The sequence below is a fragment of the Streptomyces sp. NPDC002144 genome (assembly GCF_053593695.1).
Genome location: NZ_JBSFDB010000026.1, coordinates 75,499 through 90,035, shown reverse-complemented (window position 1 = coordinate 90,035; position 14,537 = coordinate 75,499). Strand labels below are relative to the sequence as shown.

Here is a 14,537-nt window from a genome sequence, read left to right as displayed (position 1 = left end):
GCTTAGCCAATTACCGGGGTCAGCGTCGGCTCCGCCCTCTCCTCACGCTAGCCTCGGCCACCGACAACGGCGCGTGGTGCGGACCGAGGAGTGTCATGAGCAGGCTGAACGGGACGGAGCGTCCGTACGACATCGTGCTCTTCGGAGCCACGGGCTTCGTGGGGACGCTGACCGCGGAGTATCTCGCCGCGCACGCCCCCGAGGGCCTGCGCTGGGCGGTCGCGGGACGCAGCGAGCGGAAGCTGGAGCAGCTGCGCGAACGGCTGCCCGCCGGCGAGAAGGTCGGGGTACTGCGCGCGGACGTGGCGGAGCCGGACTCGGTGCGCGAACTCGCCGAGCACGCGCGCGTGGTGGCCACGACCGTGGGGCCGTACGTGAGCTACGGCGAGGACCTCGTCGCCGCCTGCGCGGACACCGGCGCCGACTACCTGGACCTGACCGGTGAGCCGGAGTTCGTGGACCTGACCTACGTCCGGCACGACGCACGCGCGCGGGAGACCGGCGCCCGGCTGGTGCACGCCTGCGGATTCGACTCGATCCCGCACGACCTGGGCACCTATTTCACCGTCCGGCAGCTGCCGGAAGGGGTCCCGCTGACGGTCGACGGGTTCGTCACCGCCGACGCCACCTTCTCGGGCGGCACGTTCGCTTCCGCGCTGAACCAGTTCTCCCGGCTGGGGCCGATGCTGGCCGCCGAGCGGGACCGGCGGCGGCACGAGCCGCGCCTGGTGGGCCGGCGGGCGGCGGCGCCGACGGGTGCGCCGCGGTTCGCGAAGGAGATCGGCGCGTGGGCGCTGCCGCTGCTGACGATCGACCCGCAGATCGTGCACCGGTCGGCGAAGGCGCTCGACCGCTACGGTCCCGACTTCCGCTACCGCCACTACGCGGCCGTACGGCGTCTGCCGATGGCGCTCGGCGGGGTGGCGGCGATGGGCGCGCTGGTCACGGCGGCCCAACTGCCGCCCGCCCGGCGCTGGTTGTCCGACCGGGTCAAGCCGGGGGACGGGCCGAGCGCGGAGAAGCGCGCCAAGAGCTGGTTCTCGGTGCGTTTCGTGGGCGAGGGCGGCGGCCGACGGGTGTTCACGGAGGTCGCGGGCGGCGATCCCGGCTACGACGAGACGGCGAAGATGTTCGCCGAGTCGGCGCTGTCCCTGGCCCTCGACGACCTTCCGGAGACGGCCGGCCAGGTCACCACGGCGGTCGCGATGGGCGACGCCCTGACCGAGCGGCTGCGCCGCGCCGGGATCACCTTCCGGGTCGCCGCGAGCCGCTGACGGGCCCTACAGCGACCAGCCGGCCACGGTGTAGATCATCCCGAAGATCCACCCCAGCCCCGCCAGCACGGCGAGGACCAGCGCGACGTTCACGGCCCGCTCGACGGGACGGTTCGGGTCGGCGAGGGGCCGGGGCTTGGCGGCCCGGGCACGGTGTGTCGTCATGCGCCCCACTGTGCCGAGAGGCCCCACGCGCCCACATCCGTACAGGTACTCAGTCCGGCTACTCAGACCACCCGGGCGCCGGGTGCCTGCCCTGCGCCGGGGACGGGGGCAGGGGCGGCCGGAGGAGGCTCCCCCAGGACTTCGGCGATCCGCTGCCTTGCGGCGGCGTCGTCGGTGCCGGCGGCGAGACGCCGCGCCAGCGGGCCGATCTCCCACCCCGCGTGGTGGTCGAAGTACGGCGGGGGCCCCGCCACGTTGTGGGCGAGCTTGCCCACCAGCTCCGCGAGCCGGAACAGGATCCGCTCACTCTCGGCCGGCTGCTCGCTGTCGAGCGGCCTGGCTCTCCGCACCAGTTCGAACACCTCGCGCCCCCGGTGCCACCGGTCGCGATCGCCGGCCAGCTCCAGGGCGGCCCGGATGCCCGGTGCCGGATCAGGGCCGGCCGCCGCCGCGAGCACCCGGCCCGCCCAGGTCACCGGGTCGCGACGGCTTTCGAACAAAGCGCGCCCCCAGGCCCGGGTCGGATCGGCCGCCGCCGCTTCCGCGACCGGCTTGGCCGGCGAGGTCGCCTCCCGCAAAGCCCGGCGGCACAAGGCGTCCGCTCTGCGGGTTGTTTCCGGGAGGCGGTAGGCGGGGGTCAGAGCGAGGACCTGGGCGCAGGCGTTGTCGAGGGTGGTGCGGTGGCCCACGGAGACGAAGACCGGCTTGACGGACTCCCGGGTGCGCAGGGCGCGGCCGACCTCCTCGGTACCCGCGAGGAGCGGGGAGGCGCTGCCGCGCGGGGCGGACGGGTCGTCGTAGGCGAAGGTGAACGGGTTCTTCGCCACGCCGATGGTGGGCAGGCCGGTCAGGACCCCGAGGTGGCTGGCGAGGCCGAAGCGGCGGGGGTGGGCCAGGCCGTAGCCGTCGCAGACGACCAGGCCGGGCTCGCACGGCAGGCTTTCCAGGGCGGCGAGGACCGTGGGGAGCTCGCGGAAGGCGAGCAGGCCGGGGACGTACCCGAAGGAGACGCGGCCGACCGCGGTGGACTCGGCGACCACGTCGAGGGTCGCCGCGTCCAGGACCACCGCGGCGGCCGCCACGAGGTCCAGCTCGTCGTCGTAGGCCACGTCGACGCCGGTCACCCGTCCCCTACCGGGCGGCGGCCCGGCCTCGTCCAGCACCACCCGCGCCCGCAACTCGTCCTGCACGGCACGGGCCTGGTCCTCGGTCGCGGGCCAGCCCGCGGGAACGCTTACGGTCGTCATGATGCGACCGAGCCTACGGTCCCGCGCCGGCGCCGCGTAGGCTCGCGATCATGTTCGTACTGGAGTTGACCTACACCGCCCCGCTCGACGCCGTCGACGCCCTGCTCCCGGCCCATGTCGCCTGGCTGGACGAGCAGTTCGGCAAGGGCGTCTTCCTCTTGGCCGGGCGCAAGAACCCCCGCGACGGCGGGATCATCCTCGCCCTCGCCGAGAACCGCGCCCAGGCCGAGGAGATCGCCGCCGGCGACCCGTTCGCCACCGGCGGCGTGTGCACGTACCGCGTCACCGAGTTCGACGCGACGAGGACGGCCCCGGCCCTGGAGCGGTTCCGCGAGACCGAGGGCTGAAACACGCGGCTCAGCTCTTCTTCGAGTTCAGCGCGCGCTGCAGCTGGTCCTTGTTCATGTTCGAACGGCCTTCGATCCCGCGCTGCTTGGCCTCGTTGTAGAGCTGGTCCCGGGTCGGCCCCTGGGAGCCGGTCCGGTTGCCCGACCGCTGGCCGCCGCGCCTGCTGGAGGACATGTCCTTCGTCGAGCTGCGGCTGGCGGTCTTCGACTCGCCGGACCGGGCGCGTTCCTTGTTGACCGTGCGGGCCGCGATCTCCTTGGCGCGTCCGGTGCTCTCGCCACGGTCCTCGGCGCTCTTCTTGATGTGCTCGTACTGACGTTCACGCTTGGGGCTGGAACCTGCGGGCATCGTCGCTCACTCCTTTCGCAGACGGTGCCCGGGTACCCGGATTGCGGCACGTCACCGCTCCAGACGTGCCACCCGCCCCTGCTCCCCCGCCGCCCAGCAGCCATGACCGGCGCAGTCCACGGTGTCGTACGAGCCGGTGTCGACCGTCCGCCAGGTGCGGCCGCCGTCGGTGGTGAGGTCGGTGCCGGTGGGGCCGACGGCGAGGGCGGCGGTGCGGCTGTGCGGCAGCCAGGCGACGCCGGAGCGGTAGGCGGGCGGCGGCCGGTCGGCCGGCTGCCAGGTGCGGCCGGCGTCGCCGGTGCGGGCCGCGGCCTGCGGAGAGGTCTGGTCGGGGCGGTAGTCGCCGCCGACCGCGAGGCCGTGGACGCGGTCGCGGAAGGCCAGCGCGAAGACGCCCTTGGCGGGGTCGCCGGCCGGGATCGGCGTGTCGGCGGCCGTCCAGGTCAGTCCGCGGTCGCGGGAGTGCAGCACACGCGCGCGTGCCCCGCCTCCGGTGGCCAGCCACACGTCCGACGGTCCGGAGGCGACCAGGCACTGTCCGCTCGCCGCGAAGCCCGCCTCGCCGTCGAGGGCGGCCGGCATGCCCTTGCCGGGGAGGACCTTCCAGGAGCGGCCGCCGTCGCTCGTCGAGAGAATGCGGAACCTGCCGCCGACCGGGTCGCTCATCGCGAGGCCGTGACGGGGGTCGAAGAAGGTGAGGCAGTCGTAGAAGGCCACCGCGTCGGTGTTGCGGAAGGACTCGGTCCAGGTCGCGCCGCCGTCGTCGGTGCGGTAGACGCGGGACGCCTCGCCCTCGCCGATGGCCAGCACCACGGCCCGCCGCGCGTCGAAGGCCTCGACGTCCCGGAACTGAAGGGCCGCGGCGCCCGGCGGGGAGACGTCGCGCCAGTTCGCCCCGCCGTCGGTGGTGCGCAGCACGGTGCCCCCGGTTCCCGCCACCCACGCGGTGTCCCGGCCCACGGCCGACAGCCCGCGGAAACGGACGTCCGGTTTGCCGGTGTCCTTGAGCTGCCAGTGCGGTGCCCGGTGTCCCGGCTCGTGCGCCTGCGCCGGTACGGCGGTCAGGGCCGCCAGTGCCGCCGAGCACACGGCCACCGCCGCCATCGCCCGAACCGTCCGTCTCGTCCCTCGTGTCTTCCCCGAGCGCCTCATGGCGGGCGAAGCTAGCCGACCGCCCGGACGGCGTCCAGAGGGCCGCGCGGGCCACAAGTGCCCACCGGGGCACGGGAGGTGGGACTCGTCACTTCTGTGAATGAACGCGGTGACGGAGGTCACTCGACATTCATGTGCACGGATCGGCCGGTTCCGGCGTCTCTAGCAGTACCCGGACCGATCAGTCCGCCAGGCCCGTCCAGCCGCAGCAAGGGAGCAAGGCGTTGTCCACCGTCATCGAGCAGCCCGTCGAGGCCCGCCTCGTGGCCGCCGCGCCGCGTATGCCGAGCATCCCGGCCACCCTGCACTACGACCGCCGCGACCCGTTCGCGGTCAGAATGACCTTCCCGGCGCCTGCCACGCTGGAGGGCGTGGAGGTCTGCTGGACCTTCTCGCGCGAGTTGCTGTCGGCCGGCCTGGAGGAGCCGGAGGGCCACGGCGACGTCCGGGTGCGGCCGTACGGGTACGACCGCACCGTCCTGGAGTTCCACGCCCCCGAGGGCACGGCCGTGGTGCATGTGCGCTCGGAGGAGGTACGGCGCTTCCTCGGCGCGGCGAACGAGCTGGTGCCCGTCGGCCTGGAGCACCTGCAGCTGGACCTGGACAACGGCCTGGCAGAGCTGATGCGGGACGCCTGAGCGTCAACGCGCCCCGCCCAGCAGGGCGTTGAGCTCGCCGTACTCCAGCACGGCGACCAGTGACCCGTACGTCCCCGCGGGGCCCCGGTGGCAGGTGTCGATCCGGGCATCGCTGAACCGGGGCAGGCCCGCCTCGTCGGCGTCCGCGCGGGCTGCGGCGATCCGCTCCGCCTGCTCGGCGACGGGACACAACGCCGGGGCTCCCGGCTCGTAGAGCGCGTCTTCGATGACCGCGCGGATCGTGTCGGCGACGCCCGCCGAGTCCCTGCACAGCCGACCTCCAGGGCCCAGGCCAGGCCCGCGCCGGTGGTCGCGACGGCTGCGGCACCCGCGTCCGCCACGGTGGGGGCACCTCCCGCTCGAGCGAAGGTCGAGAAGGGATCCGGCATCAATGCGGCACGGTTGCGAGGGCGGAGCACAGCTCGGTCAGGATCCCGCTCACCCCTGTTCGTCCGATCAGTTCCTCGACGCGATCCTTGTGACGCTCCCGGTCCCCGTCCGGCAGCAGCGCGGGCAGTCCTGCCGCGACCGCCAGGGCCACGGCGGCCGCCTCCTCCTCCGAGACCTTCGCGACCGGCGTCGTCCGCTCCAGGAGGCCTCGCGCCTCCTCCCGCAGCGACTCCACGACGTCGGCGCGTTCCAGTACGTGATCCACGCTCGGGAAGACTCCGAGGACCCGTTTCCGCTCCGCCCGCAGACAGCCGTCGGCGGTCAGCTGCTCGCGTACCGCGTCGGACGTCACGCGCGCGTGCAGCGTCACCCAGGTGCGCCACCGGTGCGGCAGGGACTCGCGGACGAGTTCCAGGAGACCGTCGAGGACCGCGTCCGCGGTGAGGCTGTCCATGTCGGCCGGGGTGGCGATGCCGTCCTCGTCGGTGAGCAGGCCACGCCGGGCCAGTTCGGTGAGGGCCCCGGCCCGCACCAGATGGGCGGTGCCCATGGCCTCGGGCATGGAGTCCCAGGCCAGCAGGCACAGCCGGGCAGGAAGCGAGAGCGAACCGTGCGGCACGAGGTCTCCTTGGTGCGGTGCGATCGGCGGGGCGATCCGGGGGGCACGTTAATTCGTTGACAGCGCTCGGCGGCGCTCGTACGGTGTATGACGGTTCTGTTGCCGTCGATCGGAGAAGGACGTTGCTCCTCTGAGGTCCTGAGACACCGTGTCACCCACCACTGGTGTGTGCTGTGTGCGACCTCGGCAGGTGAGCCGTCCCCGACGGAGCAGGGCTTTCTTCATGCCCCCTCCCTTGCAGGGCTCTTTCGGCCGTCCGTGGTCGCCGGTGTCTCGATACGCGTTTGCCCCTGACCGCATCGAGCAACCGCGAGGTCCTGTATGTCTGCTTCCATCACTGTCACGTCCCTCTCCTTCGCCTGGCCCGACGGCAGCCCCGTCTTCGAGGGCCTGGACGTCTCCTTCGGCCCCGGCCGGACCGGGCTCGTCGGCGTCAACGGGTCCGGAAAATCGACCCTGTTGAAGCTGATCGCCGGTCAGCTCACCCCGGCCGACGGCCTGGTGCGCGTCGCCGGCGAGGTCGGGTACCTCCCGCAGAACGTCACGCTCGACACCCGGCTGCGGGTCGACGAGGCGCTCGGCATCGCCGAGCGGCGGGCGGCGCTGCACGCCATCGAGGCGGGTGACGTGGCCGAGGAGCACTTCGAGACGGTCGGCGACGACTGGGACGTGGAGGAGCGCGCGCTCGCCACCCTGGGCGAACTCGGGCTCGGGCACATCCAGTTGGACCGCACCATCGGCGAGGTGTCCGGCGGCGAGTCGGTGCTGCTGCGGCTCGCGGCCCTGCTGCTGCGCCGCCCGGACGTCCTGCTCCTCGACGAGCCGACCAACAACCTCGACCTGTACGCGCGGCGGAGGCTGTACGCGGCCGTGTCCGCCTGGCCGGGGGTCATGGTGGTGGTCAGCCACGACCGTGAACTCCTCGACCTCGTCGACCAGATCGCCGATCTGCGCTCCGGGGAGGTCACGTGGTACGGCGGCAACTTCTCCGCCTACGAGGAGGCGCTGGCGATCGAACAGGAGGCGGCCGAACGGATGGTGCGCGTCGCCGAGGCCGACTTCCGCAAGCAGAAACGCGAACTGGCCGACGCCCAGGTCAAACTGGCCCGCCGCAAGAGGTACGGGCAGAAGATGTGGGACCAGAAGCGCGAGCCGAAGATCGTCATGGGGGCGCGCAAGCGGGCGGCGCAGGAGTCCGCGGGCAAGCACCGCATCATGCACGAGGAGCGGCTCAGCGAGGCGAGGGAACGGCTCGACGAGGCGGTGGAGGCGGTACGGGACGACGACGAGATCCGCGTCGACCTGCCGTACACGGCCGTCCCCCCGGGCCGTACCGTGCTCACCCTGCTGGACCTGGAGCTCGCGTACGGCGCGCGCGTGGCGGGCGGGCTCGATCTGCGCGGGCCGGAGCGGGTCGCGCTGATCGGGCGCAACGGCGCGGGCAAGACGACCCTGCTGCGCACGATCGCCGGTGAGCTCGCGCCCGTGTCGGGCGAGGCGCACGCGCAGGTGCCGCTCCGCTTCCTGCCGCAGCGGCTCGACGTGCTCGACGACGAGCTCACGGTCGCCGAGAACGTGGCCCGGTTCGCGCCGGGGGCCACCAACAACCGGGTGCGGGCGCGTCTTGCCCGCTTCCTGTTCCGGGGCGCCCGGGCCGACCAGAAGGCGGCGACGCTGTCCGGCGGCGAGCGCTTCCGGGCGGCCCTGGCGGCGCTGATGCTCGCCGAGCCGGCCCCGCAGCTGCTGATGCTCGACGAGCCGACGAACAACCTCGACATGGCGAGCGTCCGGCAGCTGACCACGGCCCTGGAGTCGTACGAGGGGGCGCTGATCGTGGCCAGTCACGACCTGCCGTTCCTGGAGTCGATCGGGATCACCAGGTGGCTGCTGCTCGACGGCGAGCTGCGGGAGACGGCGCCGGAGGAGGTGGGCCGGCCCGGTCTCAACAGGGGCACAGCCTGACCGTGGGGGTTTTGTCTGCGCGGATCCGCCCTGCATGATGGCGGACCGGGTCCCGTACGGAGCCCGGTCCACTGTCCCGCCGATACGGAGTCCCGTCGTGCCCAGCAAGAAGGCCCTCGTCCGCCGCCCCAGCCCGCGCCTCGCCGAAGGTCTGGTGACGCACATCGAGCGGGAGAAGGTCGACACGGACCTCGCGCTGGAGCAGTGGGAGGGCTACGTCGAGGCGCTGCGGGAGCACGGCTGGGAGACGGTCGAGGTGGACCCGGCCGACGACTGCCCCGACTCGGTGTTCGTCGAGGACACGGTCGTCATGTACAAGAACGTGGCGCTGATCACCCGGCCCGGCGCCGAGTCGCGGCGCGAGGAGACCACGGGGGTCGAGGAGGCCGTGGCCCGCCTCGGCTGCTCGGTGAACTGGATCTGGGACCCGGGCACCCTGGACGGCGGTGACGTGCTGAAGATCGGCGACACGATCTACGTCGGCCGCGGCGGACGCACCAACGCGGCCGGGGTGCAGCAGCTGCGCGCCGCCTTCGAACCGCTCGGCGCCCAGGTCGTCGCCGTACCGGTGAGCAAGGTGCTGCACCTGAAGTCGGCGGTCACCGCGCTGCCGGACGGGACGGTCATCGGGCACATCCCGAAGGTCGACCGGCCCTCGCTGTTCCCGCGTTTCCTGTCGGTGCCCGAGGAGGCCGGCTCCCATGTGGTGCTGCTCGGCGGCGGCAAGCTGCTGATGGCCGCGAGCGCGCCGAAGACGGCCGAGTTGCTGGCCGACCTCGGTTTCGAGCCCGTTCTGGTCGACATCAGCGAGTTCGAGAAGCTCGAAGGCTGTGTGACATGCCTCTCGGTCCGGCTCAGGGAGCTGTACGCCTGACGGGTGAACGACTCACCCCTTGAGCCCCGGACCTGCGGGTCCTGGGACTCCCCGGAACACTCCCGGATGCCGTTTGACACGGGCCTGATCAGCAATCTTTACAGCGCGCTTAACCTACGGAATCGTAACCTACGGATTCGTAGCCTACGATTCCGTAGGTTCCGGCACCGCTCGCCGGTGATTCCCCTGTATCGCCCGTTGTCGCCCGTCCCCCTGGAGTCCCCGTGACGATCACTTCCCCGCACCTCGGCAGCCCTGCCGTCTGGACCGACGCCCGGCTGCTGTACGCCCTGGAGGAAGTGGTCGAGCAGGAGCTCAACCGGCATCTGAAGGTCGCCAAGGACTGGATGCCGCACGAGTACGTGCCGTGGTCGGACGCCCGTAACTTCCCCGGCCTCTTCGAGGACGGCGAGGCCTGGGACAAGGAGCAGTCGAGCGTCACCGAGATCGGCCGCATCGCGCTCGTGGTGAACCTCCTCACCGAGGACAACCTGCCCAGCTACCACCACGAGATCGCCTCGCTCTTCGGCCGCGACGGCGCCTGGGGCACCTGGGTGCACCGCTGGACCGCCGAGGAGGGCCGGCACGGCATCGTGATGCGGGACTACCTGCTCGCCTCCCGCGCGGTCGACCCGGACAAGCTCGAGCAGTTCCGCATGGCCCACATGAGCGAGGGCTTCGAGTCGGACAACCGCCACTCGATGCTGCACTCGGTGGCCTACGTCGCCTTCCAGGAGCTCGCGACCCGCATCTCGCACCGCAACACCGGCCACCAGTCCGGCGACCCGGTCTGCGACCGGATGCTGGCCCGTATCGCGACCGACGAGAACCTGCACATGGTCTTCTACCGCAACCTCCTCAAGGCCGCGTTCGAGCTCGCGCCCGACCTGACCATGCAGGCGGTCCGGGACGTCGTCGTCAACTTCCGCATGCCCGGCCACGGCATCCCCGGCTTCGAGCGGGCGGCGGCGCAGATGGCGATCGGAGAGGTCTACAACCTGCGCATCCACCACGACGACGTCCTGCAGCCGGTGCTGCGCTTCCTGAAGGTCCTGGACATCGACGGCCTCGGCGGCGAGGGCCGCCAGGCGCAGGAGGAGCTCGGGATGTTCATGGGCGGCCTCGACGCGGAGGCCTCGAAGTTCGACGAGAAGCTGGCGGCGCGCAAGGCGCGGATGGCGGCGCGGGCGGCGGGCTGACGACGGCCGCCACGGCCGTCGAATTGCGGTGCGGGGCGCCGATCGTCTGCGTCATCATGCGGCCATGCATGACAGCGGCACGACACAGCGGGCGGTCGGCTTCCTGCTGCGCCTGATCGACACCGAGGACGCCGCCGGGGTACGGCGGCGGATCGGCGTGCCCGCGGCTGCCGCGGAGGAGCGCCGGATCACCTACGCCGTCCTGAAGCAGTCCTGGGTCCCGGCCTCGGTGCTGCTGTGGATCCTGGAGCAGGACGACCCGGAGCTCAACGCCGTCGTGTACGGGCACGCCTGGGCCGACCCGGCGATGCGCCGGGCGGTTCTGCGCGGTATCCCGTTCGGGCCGGGCCGCACGGACACCCTGCCCGTGGACGACGCACTGCTCCGGCACGCGGACGAACCGCCGGAGCCGGAGGGTTTCGCCGGGCGGGGACTCGTCGCGACCCTGCGGGCCGTCACCGCCATGAAACCCGCCAGACAGGCGGCGTCGATGGTGCTCGGACACCGCGACTGGCGGACGGTCACCGAGGCCGACCGCGAGCAGCCGCTGCCCGGGTACGCCCGCTGGGCGCTGTCGCTGCGCCCGGACTGTCCGCCGGACCTGCGCGCGCAGTTCGGCAGCCACGCCAAGTTCACCCACCGCGTCCGCGAGGCCGGGATCCTCACCGGCCCCGGGGAGTACGCGACGGCGCACGGCCCCGCCGCGCAGGTGCTGAAGGTGCTCTCCCTCGGGCCCGTGATGTTCCCCGCGCGCGTGGGCGAGGCGGAGGACGCGCTGCGCCCGCTCGTGCGCGACCACCTGGCCGGCCGCGAGGAGGCCTGGGCGGTGCTGGCCCAGCTCCTCGGGACGTTCCACGGGACCGCTCCGGAACTGATCATGACGGCGGGAGCGATCGCCTGACCCGCGTCAGGAGGGGGCGGGGCGGCTGGATTCGAACCAGCGTGTCCCGGTTCTGGAGACCGGTGCGCCTGCCTCTGCGCTACGGCCCCGCCCTTGCCGCCCGAGCGTAATGCGTTGGCCCGTTGTCAGTGGGCGCTGCTACCAATGAGGCACGGGGGAGATCCGGTACGGGGGGCTCGTCATGGTGTACGGAGAGCGGGGGCGGCGTGTCCCCGTGGTCGACCTGGCCGACCGCAGGGCGCTGGAGCGGTACCGCCCGGCGGACGTGGCCGTGATCGAGGAGGCGCGGCGGCTGAAGGAGGCCGCGCTGCTGGACTTCGGGCTCACGGAGTCGGCGGTGGCGTCGTGGCTGTACGCCAAGTGCCATCACCAGATCCCGACCACCGCCGTCGACACGGCGGCCGTGGTGGCCTCCGGCGACGGCTCCTGCCTGCTGCTCTACAACCCGGACTTCTTCGCCGGACTCGGCCTGGACGGCGTCAAGTTCGTGCTGTTCCACGAGGCACGTCATCTGGTGCAGCGGCATCTGTTCGCCGACCCCGAGCTGCGCGCGGACCCGGTCTTCGGCCTGGCCTGCGAGGTGTCCATCAACCATGTGGCACTGGTCCGGCTCGGGCGGCGGGACCTGCCGCTGCTGGCGGGCCGGCCCACGGGCGTCGACCCGCGCGCGGTGTACGAGGCGTACGTCGCGGACCTGACGGCGCACGGCCTGGAGCCGGTGCCGTACGACACGTTCACCGAGACCGACATGCGGGTGTACGGCGAGCTGAAGCGGATGCACCGCCCGCCGGTGCCCGAGCGCCGGCTGTGCGTGCACCTGCTGGACGGGGCCGTCCCCACCGACCAGGAGACCGTCGACGCGGTGGCGTCCTCCGCGCTGCTGAACTCCCTGCTGGCGGCCCGGCGGGGGCACGCGGGCGCGGAGCGGGAGCTGCTGGACCTGATGGGCCGCACCGAGGACGGCAACACCCGGGCGGCGCGGATCTGGGGCAGTCTCGGCGCGGGCGCGCTGCGCGGCGAGACCACCCGCACGGGCACGGTCCACTGGTGGCAGCGCTGGCTGGTCGACGTGCTGGGCTCCAAACTCCGGGACGGCGAGCGGCTGGTGTACCCGAAGAAGCGGGGCGCGCTGCTCGCCGCGCTGGGCCAGGACCCGATGCTCTCCCGGCGCGGCCCGGTGCGGGAGAAGGTGCTCGTCATCGCCTACGACACCTCGGGCTCGATGCCGGACCACGTGGTCGAGTGGCTGACCCGGCTGGTGGGGCGGATCGACGGGGTCGAGGCGCACTGGCTGTCCTTCGACGGGCAGGTGATGCCGTTCAGACCCGGCGAGCGGGTCCACGGCGGAGGCGGCACCAGCTTCCAGGCCGTCGCCGACTACGTGGAGGGGCGCACGGAGGTGAACGGGCGACGGTTCGACGTCACCCCGGACGCCGTCGTGATGCTCACCGACGGATACGCCCAGCCGATCACGCCCGCCGAGCCGGACAAATGGATCTGGCTGATCACGGAGGGCGGCAGCGAGTGGCCCGAGACGCACGACCCGGCGATGGACTGCCATCGCGTCACGACCGGATCGAGGTGAGGGACGGATGACCACCGAGGCACGGCCGTCAGGGACGGCCGCGGACGGGCGCGGGCCCGGGGAGGTCTCGCGCCTCGAGGCCTTCATCGACGCGATGATCGACATGGAGCAGACGGGGCAGGTCTTCGGCGAGCACGGCATCGGCAAGACAGCGACGTTCTTCTCGCACATCGCCCGCGCGTATCCGGACACGAGCCTGGTGTACGTCCCGGCGGCGAACCTGACCCCGGACGACCTGCTCGTCAACGCACCGGTGCGTGACCCGCACACCGGCGAACTGGTGCTGCGGCAGCTCGTGATGAGCCAGCTCAAGCCGGGGCGGCCCTTCGTGCTGCTCATCGACGACTCCCTGCAGGCGGGCGAGACGATCCAGTCGCAGCTGATGCAGATCGCCTGCAACTGGACGCTCGGCGAGCACGATCTGCGCGCCCTGGGCTGCGTCGGCGTCTTCCTCACCGACAACGAGTCGCTGGCCGAGACCTCCGCCCGGCGCAGCGACCTCGCGCTCCTGGACCGCATGGTGACGCTGCGGATCACGGCCAACGACACCGCGTGGCGGCGGCACCTGTCGGCCAAGTACCGCGGCTGGGACCTGCGTCCGGTGTTCTCGCTGTGGGCGTCCCTGTCCCCCGCGCTGCGCGAGCTGCTGTCCCCGCGCACCCTGGACCACGTCCTGGCGAACGCCAGGGAGGGCTTCCCGCTGCGCTGGGGTCTGCCCCTGGTCGACGGGGAGCGGCTACGGCTGGCCGAGCCGGGCCCGGACGGCAGACCCGGCCAGAACCGTACGGCCGAGATCCTGGACCGTGTCGCCGAGGCGCTTGGCGTGCCCAACCCGGCGACGGTCCCCGACCCGGTGCGCCAGGTGGTGCGGGCGGCGCTGCGCAACCGCTGGACGGTCCTGCTGCAGGGGCCGCCGGGCTGCGGGAAGACGGAGCTGGTACGGGAGACGGTGCGGGCGGGGCTGGGCCGTGACGCGCTGTACTTCTCACTGCCGGTGACGAACGTCGAGGACCTGTGCGCGCCGATCCCCTCCGCCGACGGCACGCTCGACAACCTGCTGGCCGCCAAGTTCACCGGGCCCGAGCCCAAGGCGATCGTGTGGGACGAGTACAACCGGCCCAAGGACAAGGCCGCCTTCGCCAAACTCATGGAGATCACCCAGGAGTGGTCGCTGGCGGGCCGGCGGATCGAGAACCTGCGCGCTCAGATCGCGGTGCAGAACCCGCCGTACCATCTGGGCCGCAAGATGCTGGTGTCGCGCAACAACATCGCCCAGGCGACCCGTTTCACGGCCTCGCTTCAGGTGGAGCCGGAGGACATCCCGGCCAACGAGTGGCTGCTGGCCCGTTACGGCACGGACGCCGAGACGGTCCTGGAGTGGTGGAAGCACGACATCGACGACGACGGACGGGCGTGGATCACCAAGCGCACCCTGGAGCGGCTGATCAAGCTGCACCGGCGCGGTCTTCCGCTGGAGATGGGCACGGTCTACCTCGGCGACGGCGAGTACGCGCCGGTGCCGCTCACCGCGCTGATCGACCGTTTCAAGGGCCGCCCGGTGACGGGCCTGCGCGAGCTCGCCCGCGACGCGGAGCTGTGGGAGGCACGACTGCGCCGCGCCGCCGGCCACTCCACGGAGGGCGGCGACGACAGCGACCTGGTCCACCAGATCCTCGCCAACGCCGAGCTGTCCCAGCTCAAGAAGCACCGGGGCGTGGTGACCCGTCTGGTGGCCCTGCTGCCTGCGAAGCTGCGGGCCACCTATCTGGTGGGGGCGTCCGTGCCCCAGCAGCGCTTCTGGACGGAGGTGTTCATGGCGATGCGGCGGTGACGCC

General features: G+C 72.3%; 14 protein-coding genes, 1 tRNA gene and 1 pseudogene. 9 read left to right on the top strand and 7 right to left on the bottom strand.

Annotated elements, in window-relative coordinates:
- Nucleotides 1-95: 95 nt before the first annotated feature.
- Nucleotides 96-1,274 carry a saccharopine dehydrogenase family protein gene (locus tag ACWCQ1_RS33015; RefSeq protein ID WP_451028041.1) on the top strand — a complete coding sequence of 393 codons (1,179 nt, stop codon included), beginning with the start codon at nucleotides 96-98 and terminating at the stop codon, nucleotides 1,272-1,274.
- A 6-nt stretch (nucleotides 1,275-1,280) separates the two neighbouring features.
- Here ACWCQ1_RS33015 and mmpA read toward each other — a convergent pair whose 3' ends face one another.
- Both mmpA and ACWCQ1_RS33005 read right to left on the bottom strand, forming a co-directional pair.
- Nucleotides 1,281-1,439 (bottom strand): morphogenic membrane protein MmpA, encoded by a 159-nt coding sequence (mmpA, locus tag ACWCQ1_RS33010; protein ID WP_165954743.1) that lies wholly within the window; start codon nucleotides 1,437-1,439, stop codon nucleotides 1,281-1,283.
- Nucleotides 1,440-2,002: 563 nt separating this feature from the next.
- Nucleotides 2,003-2,686: pseudogene (locus ACWCQ1_RS33005) on the bottom strand (endonuclease V); the annotation flags it as partial.
- A gap of 50 nt (nucleotides 2,687-2,736) precedes the next feature.
- On the opposite strand from ACWCQ1_RS33005, the gene ACWCQ1_RS33000 reads away from it, so the two are divergent.
- Nucleotides 2,737-3,033, top strand: a complete 297-nt coding sequence (locus ACWCQ1_RS33000; RefSeq protein WP_358596919.1) for a YciI family protein — start codon at nucleotides 2,737-2,739, stop codon at nucleotides 3,031-3,033.
- A 10-nt stretch (nucleotides 3,034-3,043) separates the two neighbouring features.
- Here ACWCQ1_RS33000 and ACWCQ1_RS32995 read toward each other — a convergent pair whose 3' ends face one another.
- Both ACWCQ1_RS32995 and ACWCQ1_RS32990 read right to left on the bottom strand, forming a co-directional pair.
- Nucleotides 3,044-3,382: a plasmid stabilization protein gene (locus tag ACWCQ1_RS32995; protein ID WP_358596917.1), complete on the bottom strand. Its 339-nt coding sequence runs from the start codon at nucleotides 3,380-3,382 to the stop codon at nucleotides 3,044-3,046.
- 51 nt (nucleotides 3,383-3,433) lie between these two features.
- A complete protein-coding gene (locus ACWCQ1_RS32990) occupies nucleotides 3,434-4,486 on the bottom strand; it encodes a WD40/YVTN/BNR-like repeat-containing protein (protein ID WP_451028040.1) in 1,053 nt (350 codons plus the stop codon).
- Between the two features lie 272 nt (nucleotides 4,487-4,758).
- Here ACWCQ1_RS32990 and ACWCQ1_RS32985 point away from each other — a divergent pair, with 272 nt between their 5' ends.
- Nucleotides 4,759-5,172, top strand: a complete 414-nt coding sequence (locus ACWCQ1_RS32985) for a spore wall synthesis regulator SsgD (RefSeq protein ID WP_133042054.1) — start codon at nucleotides 4,759-4,761, stop codon at nucleotides 5,170-5,172.
- Between the two features lie 3 nt (nucleotides 5,173-5,175).
- Here ACWCQ1_RS32985 and ACWCQ1_RS32980 read toward each other — a convergent pair whose 3' ends face one another.
- Both ACWCQ1_RS32980 and ACWCQ1_RS32975 read right to left on the bottom strand, forming a co-directional pair.
- Nucleotides 5,176-5,364: a hypothetical protein gene (locus ACWCQ1_RS32980; RefSeq protein ID WP_451028039.1), complete on the bottom strand. Its 189-nt coding sequence runs from the start codon at nucleotides 5,362-5,364 to the stop codon at nucleotides 5,176-5,178.
- 196 nt (nucleotides 5,365-5,560) lie between these two features.
- On the bottom strand, nucleotides 5,561-6,181 hold the full coding sequence (locus ACWCQ1_RS32975; protein ID WP_451028038.1) for a GOLPH3/VPS74 family protein: 621 nt from the start codon (nucleotides 6,179-6,181) through the stop codon (nucleotides 5,561-5,563).
- 321 nt (nucleotides 6,182-6,502) lie between these two features.
- Between ACWCQ1_RS32975 and ACWCQ1_RS32970 the strand changes: the two genes are divergently transcribed.
- The 4 genes from ACWCQ1_RS32970 (at nucleotide 6,503) to ACWCQ1_RS32955 (ending at nucleotide 11,117) form a co-directional block, all read left to right on the top strand.
- A complete protein-coding gene (locus ACWCQ1_RS32970) occupies nucleotides 6,503-8,143 on the top strand; it encodes an ABC-F family ATP-binding cassette domain-containing protein (protein ID WP_451028037.1) in 1,641 nt (546 codons plus the stop codon).
- Nucleotides 8,144-8,240: 97 nt separating this feature from the next.
- A complete protein-coding gene (ddaH, locus tag ACWCQ1_RS32965) occupies nucleotides 8,241-9,017 on the top strand; it encodes a dimethylargininase (protein WP_133042051.1) in 777 nt (258 codons plus the stop codon).
- A gap of 224 nt (nucleotides 9,018-9,241) precedes the next feature.
- Nucleotides 9,242-10,216 (top strand): acyl-ACP desaturase, encoded by a 975-nt coding sequence (locus tag ACWCQ1_RS32960; RefSeq protein WP_133042050.1) that lies wholly within the window; start codon nucleotides 9,242-9,244, stop codon nucleotides 10,214-10,216.
- A gap of 64 nt (nucleotides 10,217-10,280) precedes the next feature.
- Nucleotides 10,281-11,117: a hypothetical protein gene (locus tag ACWCQ1_RS32955; protein ID WP_451028036.1), complete on the top strand. Its 837-nt coding sequence runs from the start codon at nucleotides 10,281-10,283 to the stop codon at nucleotides 11,115-11,117.
- Nucleotides 11,118-11,132: 15 nt separating this feature from the next.
- On the opposite strand, the gene ACWCQ1_RS32950 is transcribed toward ACWCQ1_RS32955, so the two are convergent.
- Nucleotides 11,133-11,208, bottom strand: a tRNA-Trp gene (locus ACWCQ1_RS32950).
- A gap of 90 nt (nucleotides 11,209-11,298) precedes the next feature.
- On the opposite strand from ACWCQ1_RS32950, the gene ACWCQ1_RS32945 reads away from it, so the two are divergent.
- Both ACWCQ1_RS32945 and ACWCQ1_RS32940 read left to right on the top strand, forming a co-directional pair.
- Nucleotides 11,299-12,702: a DUF2201 family putative metallopeptidase gene (locus ACWCQ1_RS32945; protein ID WP_451028035.1), complete on the top strand. Its 1,404-nt coding sequence runs from the start codon at nucleotides 11,299-11,301 to the stop codon at nucleotides 12,700-12,702.
- A gap of 7 nt (nucleotides 12,703-12,709) precedes the next feature.
- Nucleotides 12,710-14,533 (top strand): AAA family ATPase, encoded by a 1,824-nt coding sequence (locus tag ACWCQ1_RS32940; RefSeq protein WP_451028034.1) that lies wholly within the window; start codon nucleotides 12,710-12,712, stop codon nucleotides 14,531-14,533.
- Nucleotides 14,534-14,537: the final 4 nt, after the last annotated feature.